The organism is Pseudomonas sp. YJ42, from assembly GCF_047225135.1.
GTDB lineage: Bacteria > Pseudomonadota > Gammaproteobacteria > Pseudomonadales > Pseudomonadaceae > Stutzerimonas > Stutzerimonas stutzeri_E.
Genome location: NZ_CP178378.1, coordinates 38,450 through 55,094, shown reverse-complemented (window position 1 = coordinate 55,094; position 16,645 = coordinate 38,450). Strand labels below are relative to the sequence as shown.

General features: G+C 62.3%; 13 protein-coding genes and 1 riboswitch. Of the genes, 7 read left to right on the top strand and 6 right to left on the bottom strand.

The annotated features are described in order from the left end of the window. The first annotated feature begins 77 nt into the window (after positions 1-77). Complete coding sequence (locus ACL0K2_RS00255) at positions 78-758, top strand: DUF2064 domain-containing protein (protein ID WP_413043480.1); 681 nt, start codon at positions 78-80, stop codon at positions 756-758. Continuing rightward, entirely contained in the window at positions 751-1,470 is a 720-nt protein-coding gene (locus tag ACL0K2_RS00250) for a glycosyltransferase (RefSeq protein WP_045161797.1), read from the top strand. The genes ACL0K2_RS00255 and ACL0K2_RS00250 overlap by 8 nt, the downstream gene beginning before the upstream one ends. Before the next feature lie 10 nt (positions 1,471-1,480). On the opposite strand, the gene ACL0K2_RS00245 is transcribed toward ACL0K2_RS00250, so the two are convergent. After that, positions 1,481-3,844: a DNA polymerase II gene (locus tag ACL0K2_RS00245; protein WP_413043479.1), complete on the bottom strand. Its 2,364-nt coding sequence runs from the start codon at positions 3,842-3,844 to the stop codon at positions 1,481-1,483. A 385-nt stretch (positions 3,845-4,229) separates the two neighbouring features. Between ACL0K2_RS00245 and ACL0K2_RS00240 the strand changes: the two genes are divergently transcribed. After that, positions 4,230-5,345 carry an SMP-30/gluconolactonase/LRE family protein gene (locus tag ACL0K2_RS00240; protein ID WP_045161795.1) on the top strand — a complete coding sequence of 372 codons (1,116 nt, stop codon included), beginning with the start codon at positions 4,230-4,232 and terminating at the stop codon, positions 5,343-5,345. Positions 5,346-5,401: 56 nt separating this feature from the next. Here ACL0K2_RS00240 and ACL0K2_RS00235 read toward each other — a convergent pair whose 3' ends face one another. From ACL0K2_RS00235 to ACL0K2_RS00225, 3 genes are all read right to left on the bottom strand, one after another. Further along, entirely contained in the window at positions 5,402-6,310 is a 909-nt protein-coding gene (locus ACL0K2_RS00235) for a chemotaxis protein CheV (RefSeq protein WP_413043478.1), read from the bottom strand. 123 nt (positions 6,311-6,433) lie between these two features. After that, the gene (locus tag ACL0K2_RS00230; protein WP_045161793.1) at positions 6,434-7,621 is read right to left on the bottom strand and encodes an acetyl-CoA C-acyltransferase family protein; all 1,188 of its coding nucleotides are present in this window, start codon (positions 7,619-7,621) and stop codon (positions 6,434-6,436) included. A gap of 186 nt (positions 7,622-7,807) precedes the next feature. Then, positions 7,808-9,970 carry a 4Fe-4S binding protein gene (locus ACL0K2_RS00225; protein ID WP_413043477.1) on the bottom strand — a complete coding sequence of 721 codons (2,163 nt, stop codon included), beginning with the start codon at positions 9,968-9,970 and terminating at the stop codon, positions 7,808-7,810. 225 nt (positions 9,971-10,195) lie between these two features. Between ACL0K2_RS00225 and ACL0K2_RS00220 the strand changes: the two genes are divergently transcribed. From ACL0K2_RS00220 to ACL0K2_RS00205, 4 genes are all read left to right on the top strand, one after another. Beyond that, positions 10,196-10,507, top strand: a complete 312-nt coding sequence (locus ACL0K2_RS00220; protein WP_413043476.1) for a hypothetical protein — start codon at positions 10,196-10,198, stop codon at positions 10,505-10,507. Between the two features lie 64 nt (positions 10,508-10,571). Continuing rightward, positions 10,572-10,865, top strand: coding sequence for a GNAT family N-acetyltransferase (locus tag ACL0K2_RS00215; protein ID WP_275589370.1), 294 nt, complete (start codon positions 10,572-10,574; stop codon positions 10,863-10,865). Between the two features lie 72 nt (positions 10,866-10,937). Further along, on the top strand, positions 10,938-11,291 hold the full coding sequence (locus ACL0K2_RS00210) for a YkgJ family cysteine cluster protein (RefSeq protein WP_413043475.1): 354 nt from the start codon (positions 10,938-10,940) through the stop codon (positions 11,289-11,291). Between the two features lie 26 nt (positions 11,292-11,317). Then, entirely contained in the window at positions 11,318-11,659 is a 342-nt protein-coding gene (locus ACL0K2_RS00205) for an FKBP-type peptidyl-prolyl cis-trans isomerase (RefSeq protein ID WP_045161787.1), read from the top strand. A 33-nt stretch (positions 11,660-11,692) separates the two neighbouring features. Here the strand turns inward: ACL0K2_RS00205 and ACL0K2_RS00200 are convergent, their stop codons facing one another. Together ACL0K2_RS00200 and ACL0K2_RS00195 are read right to left on the bottom strand one after the other, a co-directional pair. Then, the gene (locus ACL0K2_RS00200; protein ID WP_413043474.1) at positions 11,693-12,958 is read right to left on the bottom strand and encodes a D-amino acid dehydrogenase; all 1,266 of its coding nucleotides are present in this window, start codon (positions 12,956-12,958) and stop codon (positions 11,693-11,695) included. 165 nt (positions 12,959-13,123) lie between these two features. After that, positions 13,124-13,220, bottom strand: a riboswitch (glycine riboswitch). Positions 13,221-13,432: 212 nt separating this feature from the next. Beyond that, positions 13,433-16,555: an ATP-binding protein gene (locus ACL0K2_RS00195; RefSeq protein WP_239609142.1), complete on the bottom strand. Its 3,123-nt coding sequence runs from the start codon at positions 16,553-16,555 to the stop codon at positions 13,433-13,435. Between the last annotated feature and the right edge of the window lie 90 nt (positions 16,556-16,645).

Below are 16,645 nucleotides of genomic sequence, written 5' to 3'. Positions count from 1 at the left end.
CTCGCAATCGGCAACCGTTTCATCAGCGTAGTCAACGCACGCGCAAGGTTCTGCCTTTGCTTCCAGGGGAAACCGATTTGACCTCAGATCCTGCCATGCCCTGCCTGGTCCTGCTCTGTAAAAGACCTGCACAGGGCCACGCCAAGCAGCGACTGGCAGCGACACTCGGGCAGAATGCCGCGCTGTCCATCGCTCAGGCACTGCTCGCCTGTGCACTGGAGGACCTTCAGCAATGGCCCGGCCCGGGGGCGATCGCACCGGACCACGAGCAACATCTGAGCTGGGCGCGATCGCTGGCTGGAGGGGTGCTCTGCATGGCGCAGCCAGACGGCAATCTCGGCGAGCGCCTGAACGAACTGGACCGCACGCTACGCGACCAAGGCCAGCGCAAGCTGATCTTCATCGGCAGCGACTGCCCTGCCCTGCGCCCCGCCGACTACCTGTACGTCGCCCAGCTGCTGCAGCGGGTCGACACCGTGCTGTTCGCCGCCCGTGATGGCGGCGTCGTACTGATGGCCTCCAATCGCCCCTGGCCAGATCTTTCCCGCCTGCCCTGGAGCACTGATCGACTCGGCCATGCGCTCGAGCAGTTGTGCCGACGGGCAGGTCATGAGGTCGTCATTGCGGGCGAGTCCTTTGATATCGACCATGAGCAAGACCTGCTGCCCCTTGCCGCGGCGTTGCGCGAAGACAGGCGCCCATCGCGTCGAGGCCTACGCGCGGTGCTCGAAGCACTTGGGACTCGTCACGATGCCTGAGCAGAGCGCAATCAGCGTGATCATTCCATGCTGGCGCGACGAGCAGGCGCTGACGCAACTGCTGAGCAGCCTCGTCCCGCTTTTCCAAACGACCGAGGTGAATGGCGAAATCATCGTCGTGGATGGCGCCAGCAGCGAGGCGTGCCGATTGCTCTGCGCGCGCCATGGCGCATCCTGGCTGCCGACCGCGCCCTGCCGCGGTACGCAGCTTCGCTTGGGCGCCAGCCATGCGCGGTATCCAGTGCTGTGGTTCCTGCATGCCGACGCCCAGCTACACGGCAACCCGTTGCCCTCGATGCTGACGGCGATCGCCGACGGTGCGGTGGGAGGCTATTTCAAGTTTCGCTTTGCCGGCCGAACCGGCTGGCAGGGCGCGCTGCTCGAGCGCCTGATCACGTTGCGCACTCACTTCGGCGTGCCCTACGGCGACCAGGGGTTGTTCGTAACGGCGGAGGCCTATCAGCGCTGCGGCCAGCACAGCCCTTGGCCGCTGTTCGAGGAGGTCGAACTGGTGAAATGCTTGCGCCGAAATGGCCGGTTCGTACGGATGAATGACGGCGTCCGCGTCGATACACGCCGTTGGCAGCGCGACGGCTGGTGGCGACGCTCGCTGCGCAATCGCCTGCTGGCGCTGCAGTTCGCCTGCGGCGTGCCCGTCGGACGCCTCGCCGAGCGCTACAGCGCGCCTCGCTCCGACCGATCGGGTGGCTAGAGTCAGCTAATCAGAACAGCCCGAGCTGCTCGTCGATCAAACCACTGAAGCTGTCGCCGACGAAAGGCAGAATGGCATCGGCGATGGGCTGCAGCTGGCGTGTCACGTAGTGGTCGTAATCGATTGCCGCGCGCCGCACTTCCAGAGGCTCCGGGCCGCCCACGGTAATCAGATAGCTGATCCAGCCACCATTCTGGTATTGCCGCTGACGGCCCTGCTGCAGGTTGTAGTCATCGGCAATCCGTGCGGCGCGTACATGTGGCGGGACGTTGCGTTCATAGTCATCCAGGCGCCGGCGCAATCGCTTGCGCAAGATCAGCAACTCGTCCAGCTCACCGTTCAGGGTGCGGCGTACATAGTCGCGCACGTAGTCCTGATAGGGTTCGCGGTTGAAGATGCGCCGGTACAGCTCCTGCTGGAACTGCTGGGCCAGGGGCGACCAGTCGGTACGCACCGTTTCCAAGCCCTTGAACACCAGCCCGTCGCTGCCGTCCGGGCGGGTGACCAGGCCGGCATAGCGTTTTTTGCTGCCTTCTTCGGCGCCGCGAATGGTCGGCATCAGGAAGCGCTTGAAGTGGCTTTCGAACTGCAGCTCCAGCGCACTTTGCAGGCCGTACTCACGCTGAAGATGCTCGCGCCACCACCCATTGATCTGCTGCACCAGTTGCCGGCCGATGCGCGCCGCATCCTCGTCGCTGTGTGCCTGCTTGAGCCAGACGAAGGTGGAGTCGGTGTCGCCATAGATCACGCTGTAGCCTTCAGCTTCGATCAGCTCGCGGGTGCGGCGCATGATTTCGTGCCCGCGCAGGGTGATGGATGAGGCCAGGCGCGGGTCGAAGAACCGGCAACCGCTGGAGCCGAGCACGCCGTAGAAGGCATTCATGATGATCTTCAGCGCCTGGGACAAGGGCTTGTTGCCCTCGCGCTTGGCAGCTTCGCGCCCTTCCCAGACACGCTCAACGATGGCCGGCAGGCAATGCCGGTCGCGTGAGAAACGGGCACCGCGAAAGCCCGGTACCGAGTTGCTGTCGTCAGGATTGCGCATGCCTTCGACCAGCCCCACCGGATCGATGAGAAAGGTGCGGATGATCGATGGATACAGGCTCTTGTAATCCAGCACCAGCACCGATTCGTACAGGCCCGGCTGGGAGTTCATCACGAAGCCACCGGGACTGGCTTCCGGTGGCCGCTCACCGAGGTTGGGCGCAACGAAGCCCTGGCGATGCATCAGCGGGATGTAAAGATGCTCGAACGCGGCCACCGAGCCACCCATGCGATCGGCGGGCAAGCCAGTGACCGTGGCGCGCTCGAGCAGAAAAGTCAGCAGCTCGGTCTTGTCGAAGATCCGCGTGACCAGTTCGCAATCCTTGAGGTTGTAACGCGCCAGCGCCGGCTTGTCCTCGGCGAACATACGGTTGATCTCGTCCATGCGCTGATAAGGCGTATCGATCGCCTTGCCCTCGCCGAGCAACGTCTGCGCGACGTTCTCCAGGCTGAACGAGGGGAAACTCCAAGTCGCCGAACGCAGCGCCTCGATGCCATCGATGATCAGCCGCCCCGCCGCTGCTGCGAAGAAATGATTGCTGCGGCTGCCGTGTTCGCGCCAGGCCATCTCCTCACCGCCGCGCCCCAAACGCAGCGGCACCTGATAGCGCTGGGCCTGTTCGCGCAGTACACGCAGATCGAACTGCACCAGATTCCAGCCGATGATCACATCCGGATCGTGCCGCGCCAGCCAATTGTTCAAGCACTCGATCAACTGCTTGCGGCTGTCGCAATATTCCAGCTGGAAATCCACCGTACTGGCATCGCCGTTGGCCGGGCCGAGCATATAGACCTGGCGCTGGCCGCAGCCCTCCAGGGCAATGGAGTACAGCTCGCCGCGCATGGTGGTTTCGATATCCAACGAGACCAGCCTGAGTGGTGGCCGATAATCCGGTGCCGGCTTGATCTGCGCCTCGACGAGAACGCCTTGCGTATCCGGCCGGCCGGCAAAGCTGACCGGTGCGGTGATAAACCGCTCCATCAGATAACGCTCCGGCGGTCGGATGTCCCCCTCGTAGACGTCAAGCCCCGCCCCGCGCAGACGCTTGTCGAGATTCATCAACTGGCGGTGCTGTTTGCAATACAACCCGACCACCGGCCGATGGCGGAAGTCGGTCAGGCTCAGCGGACGCAGCTCGACGTCGCGCTCGCCCTTGAGCAGGATTTCAACCTTGCGCTGCTGTGCCGCCGGAATGAAGGCAACCGACGGTTGGTAAGGCACGCGCAGACGACGCGGGCCGGTATCGGTGGCCAGCCAGAACTCCACCTCGGTACCGGCCGCCGTGTCGCGCCAGTGTCGGGTCAGGACAAAGCCCTGTTGCAGATTCACCGTCCGCCGTCCTTATTCTTTCGGGGCGCCCATTCTACGTGGCAACGTCCAAGCGAAGGCGACAAACGAGTCGAACCAGCTCATACGACGTCGAACAAGATACAGAAGGTGTTAAAGATCTTCGTTCGTCAGCAAGAATAGGCTTTGACAAGCGGTCATACCCTAACAATACTCATCGAGGTTGTACGACAACATCACCCTACAATAACAATGGATAGTCGCATGCCCCCTTCTCCACGCCCGACCGCCAAGCGCGTTCTGCCGTTGTTGCGCCACGCACATAGCCCGCCTCGACTGAATCGCTGACCCCTCGCGTATCGCCTGACCGCCTATCCCGGTGGAACGGGCTCGCTCGCCCATAAAAACTTCACGTAGGACGCACGCCATGACCACAACGAATGACGATTCCGCCAACGACCCACGCAATGCCCGCCGAGCCTTCCTGAAAAACTCGCTGATGGTGTCGGCTGGAATCGCCTCGATGGGCAGCCTGGGCCTGCCCCGGCTCGCCTTGGCCGAACCATTGACCCAGCGCTACCCGGATGAACTCGTCGAAATCCTCGATGAGAGTTTCACCAAATATCGGTTGTTCAACGCCAGCGTCGAGAAGATCGCCAGCGGCATGCGCTGGGCCGAGGGCCCGGTCTGGGTCGGCGATGGCCGTTACCTGCTGGTCAGCGACATTCCGGAAAATCGCATCATGCGCTGGGATGAGATCACCGGTTCGTTCGACATCTATCGCCAGCCCTCGAATCATTCCAACGGCCTGAGCCGCGATCTGCAAGGACGGCTGCTGGCCTGCGAAGGCTCGACCACCAATGACCAGGGCCGTCGCGTCACACGCACCGAGCCGGACGGCAGCATCACGGTGCTGGCCGATCAGTTCGAAGGCAAACGTTTCAATTCACCGAACGATCTCGCGGTCAAGCAAGACGGATCGATCTGGTTCACCGACCCGCCTTTCCAGACCAGCAACTTCTACGAGGGACACAAGATTCAAACCGAGCTGCCGGATGCCGTCTATCGCATCGATGGCGAAACCGGTGCCGTGACCCGCGTGATCGACTCGATCGCCGGCCCCAACGGACTGTGCTTCTCGCCCGACCAGAAGACGCTGTATGTCGTCGAAGGCCGGGCAAAGCCCAATCGGCTGGTCTGGGCCTACCCGGTCAACGCGGACGGCACGCTGGGCGAACGTCGCAAGCACATCGAGGCGCCTGCCTTCGGCGCGTTGGATGGCATCAAGTGCGACGAGGATGGCAACCTGTGGTGCGGCTGGGGCAGCTCGGGCTCACCGGAAGCCGTGACCGCCGATCTGGATGGCGTGATGATCTTCAATCCACAGGGAAAGGCGATCGGGAAGATCAGGCTGCCGGAGCGCTGCGCCAATCTCTGCTTCGGCGGCAGCAAGGGCAACCGGCTGTTCATGGCCAGCAGCCATTCGTTGTACGCGCTGTACGTCAACACGCGTGACGCGGCGTTCGGCAAGTACGGCGCCTGACCGAGCCTAGGCGGAGGTGGCCGATCCGGAAGCCACCGCCGCTACCAACCAGGTTCTCAAGCGACCGAGGTGTCCTCACCGAGATGAATCACCCGCGCCGCGCGCAGCATGCACTTGGCCATTTCCGGCGGCGAGAACTTGGTGAGGATGTCATTGGCGCCGGCGGCCTTGGCCTTATCGGTGCTGATGGTGCTGTCGAGAGAGGTATGCAGCAGGACGTAAATGGACGCGTAATCCGGATGCTTGCGCAGCGCCTGGGTGAATGAATAACCGTCCATTTCCGGCATCTCGATATCCGACACCACCACATTGATCGCTTCGTAGCTGTCCTTCAGGCTGTCGAGCTTCTCGAAGGCCTCGCGAGCGCTGCGTACCGAATGGCAGGTAACGCCCATCTTCGTCAGCGCCGACACCGACATGTGGATCGCCACCTGGCTGTCGTCGACGATCAGGGCGCGCGTTTCGGTCAACAGTTGGGCATCCTGATCATCGAGATGGGAAATGTCCGCCTCGCCGGGAACCGGCGCAATGTTGTGGATGACCTTTTCCACGTCGAGGATCTGGATCAGTTCGCCGTCCACTTCAGCGGTACCGGTAATGAAGGAATTGTTTCGCGCGCCGTAGGGCGGCGGCAGGATCTTCGATGATTGGATGTGCACGATCTTGACCACCGCCTGCACATGCAATCCCTGCTTCGAACGACTGATTTCGGTGACGATCAGGCAACCGCCTTTGGGATCCTGCAAGGGCGCCATGCCGATGGCCAGGCTCAGATCGATGACCGACAACGGCTGGCCGCGCAACGTGGCGACGCCTCTGACATGAGGGTGCGACTCTGGCAACCGGGTCAGCGACGGCGTCGGAATGATCTCGCTGACCTTCAACAGGTTGATCGCCATCTGCTTGCCGCTGCGAAGCGTGAACAGCAGAAGCGATAAGGCGTCGGTGGCGGATGCGTTGTTCATGAATAGTCCTGTGGGAAAGCCGGTCTCTTGGCGTAGATATCACCCTCGCCAAAGCTTGTCGGCCATTTCGGCAGAATCTTCAATCGAAACGGCTATGCCCGACGAACGCGAGCGCAGCCGCTATCAGCAACGCTCGAAAACCGCTGCGATGCCCTGCCCGCCGCCGATACACATGGTCACTAACGCATAGCGGCCCTGTATGCGCTGCAGCTCATGGATGGCCTTGACGCTGATAATCGCACCGGTCGCGCCCACCGGGTGCCCGAGGGAAATACCGGAGCCATTGGGATTGACCCGCGCCGGGTCCAGCCCGAGCTCCTGCATTACGGCGCAGGCCTGGGCGGCAAAGGCTTCGTTGGCTTCGATGACATCGACCTGCTCGAGGCTGATGCCGGTGCGCTCCAGCACCTTGCGCACCGCCGGCACCGGGCCGATCCCCATGTAAGCCGGGTCGACCCCGGCATGGGAGTAGCCGACCAGTCGCGCTATTGGCACCAAGCCCAGCGCTTTAGCCCGCCCGGCCTCAGCCAGCACCAGCGCCGCAGCGCCATCGTTCAGCCCCGACGCATTACCAGCGGTCACGGTACCGTTTTCTTTCTTGAAGACCGGCTTCAGCGCCGCGAGGCGCTCGGCGGTGAGATCGGCGCGGATGTGTTCGTCGACCTCGAACTGGATGGTCCCCTTGCGGGTCGCGACGGTCACCGGGACGATCTGCTCGCGGAAATGGCCCTGCTCCACTGCGCGAACAGCGCGCTGTTGGCTTTCCAGCGCGAGCGCATCCTGCTGCTCGCGGCTAATGCCGTAGCGCTCAGCGACGTTCTCCGCAGTCACACCCATGTGAAACTTGCCCCAGGGATCGTGCAACAGGGTGTTCATGTAGTCGATCGCCTGGCTGTCGCCTAGGCGTGCGCCCCAGCGCATGTCCGGCAGGATGAATGGACCGCGGCTCATGCTCTCCGCGCCGCCACCGATGGCCACGTCGGTATCGCCGAGCAGGATGGACTGCGCCGCCGAGATCACCGCCTGTAGGCCGGAGCCGCACAGGCGGTTGACGTTGAAGGCCGGGGTTTCCAGCGGAATGCCCGCGTCCACCGCGGCGACCCGTGCCAGGTAGCCGTCTCGAGGCTCGGTGGGTATCACATTCCCCATCACCACGTGGCCCACGGCATCGGCGGGCGTACCGGAGCGTTCAAGCACGCCGCGGCAGACTGTGGTTGCCAAGGTGATCAGATCGACATCCTTCAGCGCGCCACCAAAGGAGCCGATCGGGGTGCGCACCGCACCGACAACGACGATTTCACGTTCAGCCATGGAGTCCTCTTCGGAGCAAAGGGTCAGGCGCGCCGATCCGGTCCGGCGCACGGAATCGGCCGATCCTAACGAACTCAGGCAAAGGAACAATAGCCATGTGCGCAGAACCGCTGTGCAGCGTTGCAGAACCGGCCGGTCAGGTGGCGTTTACGATCAGCCGCTCCGATACGGCCAGATCGTTGATCCTCAGGGTGCCGGTAGCGGCCTCGGAGCCATGGCGTCGGTTACGATCAGACCGTCGTGACCGCGGCGCCCGGCCTTTTCGGCCCTCTTGCGCGCACTGACGGTCGCCACGCATTGATCCTCGTTGTTGAGTATGACGATGCATTCCAGGCACTGGATGCATTCGTCATAGTCGATGCGGCCATCGCGTTTGATGGCGCCGATCTCGCAGTGGTTCTTGCAGTGTTGGCACGGCTTGCCGCAAGCATCGATGCGGGTGAGCCAGGCGAACAGGTGGAACTTGCCGAGCATCGCCAACCCAGCCCCCAACGGGCAGACGTAACGACAGTAGAACTTGTGCACGAACAGCCCGAGGCCGAGCAGAATCACCGCATAGAGCACGAACGGCCATGAGCGCACGAAGAACAGCGTGATGCTGGTCTTGAAAGGCTCCACCTCGGCGAGCCGCTCGGCCAGCGTCAGCGAGTAGAACGCTGTCGGCACCAAGCCGATCAGGATCAGGTACTTCAACCATTGCAGGCGCTGATGATTGCGATCCGATATTTTCCACTGACGGATGCGCAGACGCTTGGCGACCCAGCCGAGCATCTCCTGCAGCGCACCGAACGGACACAGCCAACCGCAGAACACACCGCGCCCCCAGATGAACAGGCTGACGAAAGTGAAGCTCCAGAGCATGAAGATCACCGGGTCCATCAAAAACACCCGGATATCGAAATCCTGTCGCAACGCTAGAAGCAGCGTAAAGATGTTTACCACCGACAGCTGGCCCTGGGCGTAGAGCCCGATAAAAACCAGGGTGAACAATAGAAAACCCGCACGGAAGAGATGAAAGCCCTTGCTGTGGCGGCTGATGCGGTGCTGCCAAATGAACACGGCGGTCAACACCAGCAACGACAGTCCCACCAAGCCGACCTGCCACCAGCGTTCATGCCACATGCGCAACCAGACCGGAACCGGCTCGGCAGCGACCTGCGCCTGCTGGATGTCGAACAGTGCGGGATCGAGCCGAAACGCTCGGCTGAAATGGGCGTTGGTTTCCATCAGGTGGTTGCGCCGCAATTTGACGTTGAGCCGCAGACTGGCCGGCTCGACCGGATTGAACGCGCTGTGGGCCTTGATACGGAATATGTGCGCTTCGCTCGCCTCCACCGGCACGTTCAACGCGTCGAGGACCGCTCCATTGTTGAAGTTCATGTCATGCAGTTCGATCGCATGATCGTTCTGCATCAGCACCAGCCGATCCGGTGCGGTAGCCGGCACGAAGTCGTCCGGCACGTGGCGATACATGCCGGATGACATCACCAGCAGCGCCTGCTCGTTGGGTAGCAGCTCCTCCCTAAGCCGTTGGAATCTCGTCTCGCCCAGCAGGTTACGGCCGATACTCGGCGCATTCAGATAGGCGAAATACAGGTCGCTGAAAGGTTCGTCTTCGGCGTCCGCCTCGAGGTCCTGATAGCCGTCAAGCGAATGGCCTATGGCCTCCTCGACCTCGTCGTCGCTCAGCGTCCAGTGCTGGACGAAGCCCCGCTCCAGCAGCTCGTTCCAGCCGAGCGGTTGATATACGTCTGGTTTGGCGGTGGCCAGCGGGCCACTGACGAACCCATCGAGCAGCTGCCGTGCGACGTTCAAGGCGGAAAGCAGAACGGTTTCGTTGAGGATCACCACCGAGACCGTCGCCTTGCTGACCCCGTCGATGCGGGTCACCGAGTCGCTGTCAGCTGTGGTCCGTTCACGATTGCCCACGACGATGGGCCTACTGATCGATTTCTGCCGATATTGCTCGACGAAGTCGAACAAGGACTGCTCGCCAAGCCCGTGCAGAAATACCGGCTCATGATGTTCCAGCACCTTGATGCCAGCCAATACACCCTGCGGGTCCATGCCGATCAGCAGCCGTATCGGCTTGCCGGAAAAACCCTGCAGATTGGAGTAATCAGTGGACTCGAAGGCGTAACCGAGCAGCTCGTCGAGCTGATACGCACGGTAAACCGGCGGGTTCTCCTGCTTCGGCTCGATGCGCGTCGCCCTGGGAAACAACTGTCTGATCTCGGTCTCCAGGCCCTGCTCATCTGGCGCCTGAGCGTAGAGCATCGGACTGACGACCAGGACGCAGAACAACACAAGCGTACGTACGCACGGAAGGAGGCTGACGCTTCGAGTCATGGGTGCCTCTGGGCTTGTCGTTACGCCCCATGCTAGCCAGCGACAGCGCCGACACCATGCGACTTGCAGGTGGTAAAGGCTGTACTTCAGTCTAGGTTTGGTGGCGCCGATAGCGGGCCGGTGAGCTGTGCGCTGGCAGGTTCACGTTCATCGCGCGCATCGCCACCGTCGGGAACGATGCGCCGCTGCCTCGGCCCAATCCAGACAACCCAAGGAGGTCCAGCGATGAGCAAGGCCGTCAAACCGGACGCCGAACAGCCCTACTTCGACACGCCCGCGCACATCCCCAGCGGCAGCGATCACCAGATCCCTCACAGCCACCGGCTGGTCTACCGCGATCACGAGGTGATCGTGCACATTACTGGGTACGAGTATGAAACTTACGGCGAGACGCTCTGGGCCGTGGGCGCGGAAGTGGTGAAAGACCGTGAAATCGTCGTTCCGGTAAGCGTCGATCAGACGCAGCACTACCGCAGTTTCGACGAAGCGCTCGAGCGCGGCTGCGAGATGGGACGAAAGCTGGTCGACTCGCTGTAGCGGCTACACCCTGCCCGGTTGCTATACAGGCCGGGCCTGATTTCCCTACGGAAGGAACATTTCGATGAACGACGCAACAGTACGACACGACGAGAATGCGCACCGCTACGTGCTGAACGTCAATGGCCAGGACCTCGGTTTCGCCGAGTACCGTGAGGAAGGCCCGCGCCAAGTGTTCACTCACACTGAAGTGGACCCGAGCCTCGCCGGGCAAGGAATGGGCAGCAGGCTGATCCACGAATCGCTCGACGATGCCCGTCGACGCGGCAAGCGCGTCGTGCCGGTATGCGGTTTCGTCGCCGACTATGTGAGCAAGCATCCTGACTGGAACGACATCATCGATACGCCCTCGCCGTGAAAAAGGCCGGCGCGGAGGAGAATTATCCCGTTTGGCCGAGTACTATTCGCGCCCCGAAACAGGCGCCCCCTGATGAGCTGCACCAACCACAAGATCGACCAGCTGCGCCGAAAAATCCCAGGCTTCGCCTGCGAACCCGGCTGCCACGACTGCTGTGGACCGGTGACGGCATCTTCCGAAGAAATGGCGCGACTGCCTCACCGCAGCGACGCCGAGCACGACGCCGCCCTGGCGCACTGGAACTGCGTACACCTAGGCCCCAACGGCTGCGAAGCCTATGCCGAGCGTCCGCTGATCTGCCGGCTGTTCGGCACCACCGCGAGCCTGCCCTGCCCCCGTGGCCGCGGCCCGGAACAGGCCACTGCGGCCAAAGTGGAAAAACAGGTGCACCAGCTTATCGCCAGCACCCGCCAGGTGCTGGTCTAGCCCGGATCATCCAACGAGAAAAACAGATGAACGACGAACTGCAGATCGAGGACCTTCAAGTCGGCGACGGCAAGGAAGTGGTAAAGGGTGCCCTGATCACCACTGAGTACCGCGGCCAGCTGGAAGACGGCACCACTTTCGACTCCAGCTACGCACGTGGCAAGCCATTCCAGTGCGTGATCGGCACCGGGCGGGTAATCAAGGGCTGGGACATCGGACTCATGGGCATGAAGGTGGGTGGCAAACGCAAACTCTTCGTCCCCGCCCACCTCGCTTACGGCGAACGTCAGATCGGCGAGCACATCAAGCCGAACTCCAACCTGCTGTTCGAAATCGAGCTGCTGGAGGTACTGACTCGCGACGATTGACGACCGCGGCGTTGCCGCAGTCGTCAATGCTGGTCACGCCAGCGCAGCCTCCGGACGCGAGCCGGTCATCGAGGTAGCCGAGCCCAGCGACTGGCTCACCACATCGCCGATCATGTCCGCGGTTATTGCGCTCAGGGTCCAGCCGAGGTGCCCATGGCCGGTGTTGTAGAACACGCAGGCCGAGCTGCCGCGGCCGACCTTGGGCATCATGTTCGGCATCATCGGACGCAGCCCCGCCCAGGGCACCACGCTCTGGGTGCTGACGCCGGGGAAGCACTCGGCGACCCAATCCACCAGGGGGCGAATCCGATCAGCGCGGATGTCACGGTTGTAGCCGTTGAACTCGGCGGTGCCGGCCACTCGGAGGCGGTTGTCGCCGAGGCGGCTGGTGACCAGCTTGGTTTCATCGTCCAACAGGCTCACGGTCGGCGCGGCAGCACGGCTGGCCTCGTCATTGAGGTTGACGGTTATCGAATAGCCCTTGACCGGATAGATGTTCACCCGATCGCCCAACTGAGTGGCCAAGGCACGGCTGGCTGTACCGGCGCAGATCACCATGCCATCGAACTGCAGGGTTTCGTCGCCTCCTGGCGTGCCGAGAATGACGCTGGCCTGCCTGCCATCTGTCGCCACGCCCTTCACATCCTGGCCATACCGGCACTCGACGCCTAGGCGGCTGGCCGCTGCGGCGAGGCCGTTGGTGAATAAGTGAATGTCGCCGGTGGAATCGCACTCGGTGTAATAGCCACCGTAGTATTGCCCTGCAAGCGTCGGTTCGATGGCTCGCATCTCGTCCGGCGTCACGCTGCGGCGCGGCAGGCCACCCTGGGCTAACAATGTGGATACCTTGCCCGCGTGGTCGAAGCCGGCCTTGTCGCGGTAGATGTGCAGGATGCCGGCCTTCTTCAGGTCGAAGTCGATGCCCTCTTCCTCGGCCCAGGCGAACAGGTGCTCACGCGCGGCGATGGCCAAACGTGCGGTTTCGATGGTGTTCTGACGGTATTGCGGAATGGCACCGATGAACTCGGCGAACCAGGACAGCTTGTGCCAGCTGGGCTTGGGATTGACCAGCAGAGGCGCGTCGCTCTTGAGCATCCACTTGATGCCCTTGAGGATGGTCGACCAATGCGTCCACACCTCTGCGTTCGACGCGGAGAGCTGGCCGCCGTTGGCGAAGGAGGTTTCCATCGCCGCGTAGCGATGCTTTTCGAACAGGGTAACGGCGAAACCGCGTTTGGCCAGCGCATAGGCGGTAGTGATGCCGGTAATACCGCCACCAATGACAGCGATCGTTTTCATTTTGAGGCTCCAGAACGTCGGGGTTAGAGCTCGTCCGCTATTGCAGATCGAGCGCCCCCTCTGTTCTGGACCTGAGAGTTTCACGAACAGCCATTGTGTAGCGGCGTTCGTTTGCTCCTTCGGTGCAACGGGCGACGACTGCCCGTCGACTCTTCAGAGTTCAAAGCGGTGGTATCGGTCCTTTTGCCTGAGAGTTTCCGGGGCGGTTGCTCCTTCGGCGCTGCGACGGCGTTGCCGCTGCAGTCTCTCCCGATACCACTTCATTGCGCACCAGCGCGCTCCACGTCGCTCTGGCCGCTACAAATCAGATGGCAAAGGTGCCAGAAATTTCGGCGCACGGCACCCGCTTTTTTTTTCAGGCCCACTGATGGAGCCGTAAATCCATCTCACCCACAGCGCGAAATGCTCCTCAAGGGCCTGTCGCGTATGTGTCTCCCGCACGGGCAGGCCGCGGAAACTGGGCTACGTACGGCTTCAAGCTCCCACGATGGAAATCAACCGATCGATATCGACGGGTTTGGTCATGTGCACGTCGAATCCGGCGTCCAACGCTTTTTCCTTGTCGCTCGGCTGCCCCCAGCCGGTAATCGCCACCAGTCGAACGCAAAACGTCGAGGGCTGCGAACGAATCATCCGTGCCACCTCATCGCCACGCAGGCCGGGCATGCCGATGTCCAGCAGCACCACTTCCGGCTTGAGTTGCTGATAGCGCTCAAATGCCTCGTTGCCGTCGAAGGCCAGATGCACCTCATGGCCTTCCAGCCGAAGGACCTCAGCCATGGTTTCGGCGATATCCCGGTTGTCATCCGCGACGAGGACCCGCCGCGCATGGATCGCCGCCTTGCCCGGCTCGGCACGCTGCCCGTCGCTCGGCAATACCGCGAGGGCCGGCAGAGTCAACCTGAACTCCGCGCCCTGCCCCAGCCCTGCGCTGCTGACGCGGATATCGCCGCCATGAAGATTGGCCAGCCCCTTGGCCAGTGCCAGCCCGATGCCCAGACCCGTGTTGACCTGCGTCCGGTTTGTGGGCACCTGGGCGAAGCGTTCGAAAATCAGCTTGAGGTGTTCACGAGCGATGCCCAGGCCGTTGTCGGCCACCGAAATCATGGCCGTCCCACCCATCAGTGTGGCGCTGATACGAATCCGCCCACCCTGCGCGGTGAACTTGGCCGCGTTGTTGAGCAAGTTGACGAGTATCTGCTCGAGTCGAAGCGGGTCGGCCTCCAGCATGATCGGTTGCGCCGGCAACTCCACGATCAACTCGTGCTGTTTTGCCTCGATCTTGGCGCGAGCGGTTTCGACGGCTGCCTCGATGACCGCTCCAAGATCCAGCGACTCCTTGCGCAGCACCAGCTTGCCGAGGGTGATACGGGAAATGTCGAACAGGTCGTCCAATAGCAACGCCATGTGCCGAACCTGCCGCTCGATGATCTGTTGGCTGCGCAGCTTCTGCGCTTCGGACGCGCCGGGTGAACCGAAAAGGCCCGCAGCCAGACGTATCGGTGCGAGCGGATTACGCAGTTCGTGAGCCAGCGTCGCGAGGAACTCATCCTTGCGCCGGTCAGCCTCCAGGATGGCCTGTTCCTGGTGCTTGGCTTCCGTCACGTCAGCGAACCAGACGGCGATGCTCTGCTCGTACGGCGTCGCCACCAGACGTACCCAGCGATCGCCGCCGAACGCCGTACTGCGCAGCTCCAGATCATGCGGTTGTTTATAAGTAGCCACCGCCACCAGCGTTTCCATAACCCGAGAATTGGCGTTGGGGCCCAGCACTTCGCTCAAAACACGGCCGGTCAGTTCCGTCACCGATCCGCGCAGAAAGGCGGCCCCCGTCGGGTTGATGAAGGCCAACACGAAGTCCGTCACCTGTCCCGTCGAATCGTACAGCGTGGAAAGAATGCTGAACGGCACCGAGGACGAATCCAATGCAATCCGTAGACGCTGCTCGAACATGCCGGCCTTGGTCTGGGCTCGTGCTCGATCGATGAAGACGGCCGCGAGACCCGCCGCGAGATCGGCCAGGCGTATCTCGCGCTCCGTGGGCAAACGACTGTCCATGAGTTGCACGGTCAACACACCGAGAACGCTGCCATCGCTGTGCCTGATAGGCGTGGCATGCACCGAGCGGAACCCCTCGGCACGGGCGAGTGGGACGAGCGCGGCAAAACGCGGATCGGCTTCGGCATTCGCGACGGTCACTCGACGGCCTTCCAGGACGGCCGCACCGTCTACGCTGCCCTCAAGCGAAAGGTTGTTCAATTGCAACAGCGAGGACGCCGAAAAGCCTTTCGAAGCCTGAACGCGCAACGAGGAATTCCCCTCCCGGGTGGTCAGCAGGCCATGCTCGGCACCATGCAACTCGCACAGCACCTCGACAATCGCCTGCAGTTGATCGTCCAGCGTCGGCAATTGCAGCAACTGATTGCTGAGCGCCTGTAGCGATTCCAGATCGCTGACCTGCTCGGTGAGGTCCTGCTGAGCCAGCTCCAGCCGCGCCAACATGCTGTCACGCTCGGCTTCGCTCGCCTGGCGCGCCTGCGCTGCGGCGGCTAGCGCCCGCCCCACCTCGCGCACTTCCTCGATCTCGCTCTCCGGTGCCTGGTGCACCGACTGACCTCGACCGATGGCTTGGGCCGCCCGCCGCAACTGACGCATCGGGACATTGATCCGCCGCGTCGCGAACAACGCCGCAGCGACCGCAAACAACAACGAGAGCAGCAGCCCACCGCCGTAGAACGTGAAGGCCCTGACGGCGCCGGCTTGAACCTCGTCGGTGGAAACCCCGGTCGCCACCACCCATCCCGAGGGAGACAACCGCACAAACGCCGTGAAAACGGGCAGGCCTTCCACAGTCATGGTCATACCCATGCCTTCTTCTGCCTTATCTTCCTGCAGCAACTTCGCCAGGGTCGGAGAAGCGGGCAGCCCCAGCGTCTCAATATGCCGTTGAGACCGGGCGATTCGTGAACCACTGGCATCCAGCACAGTGGTCACCCAGCCCTTCGGCAACCGCCGATTGTTGATGACGTCTGCGATGGCGCCGGGTTCGAGCACTGTCGTCAGGATGTAGCGGATAGTTGCGCCATCATGTACCGGTACGCGCAAAGGAATGCCCCACGCGCCACCAGGCCCTTGCGCCATGTTGCCGATCTGAGGCTCTCCCGTGCCAAGCATTTCAACGAAGCTGCCAGGCTCGGCTATCACCTTCGACTCCGGGGAGTTATGCGACGAAACGCGCCGAACGACCTCACCCTCCGGCGTGATGATCAGCAGCGAATGCCAGCTGGGAACCGTCGGTAGTACACGCAGAACCATCTCGGCAAAGCTTTCGACGTCGCCTTCGTCGAGCAAGGGCGACTGCGACAGTGCCTGCAACAGGTTCATCGAGCGCACCAGCTCGATCTCGATAGCCGTAGCGGCCAGGCGCGTTACCTCGAGACTGCGTTGCTTGGCTATTTGCTTCTGCTCGCTGACGATCGATACCAGCCCCAGGCCGGCGACCAATGCCAAAGGCAGGATTCCGGCAAGCGCGATGGTCAGCAGACGACTGCGCAACGGTACCGAGCGGGCCGGTTTCGCTTCACTTGCGTGACTCAAAATAGCGTTACCCCTGATGCCTCGGCCAGAGGCATGAATATCGTGATATGCACAAACAGTGCGACGTCGACAGTGCTCAAGGTGTCCGAC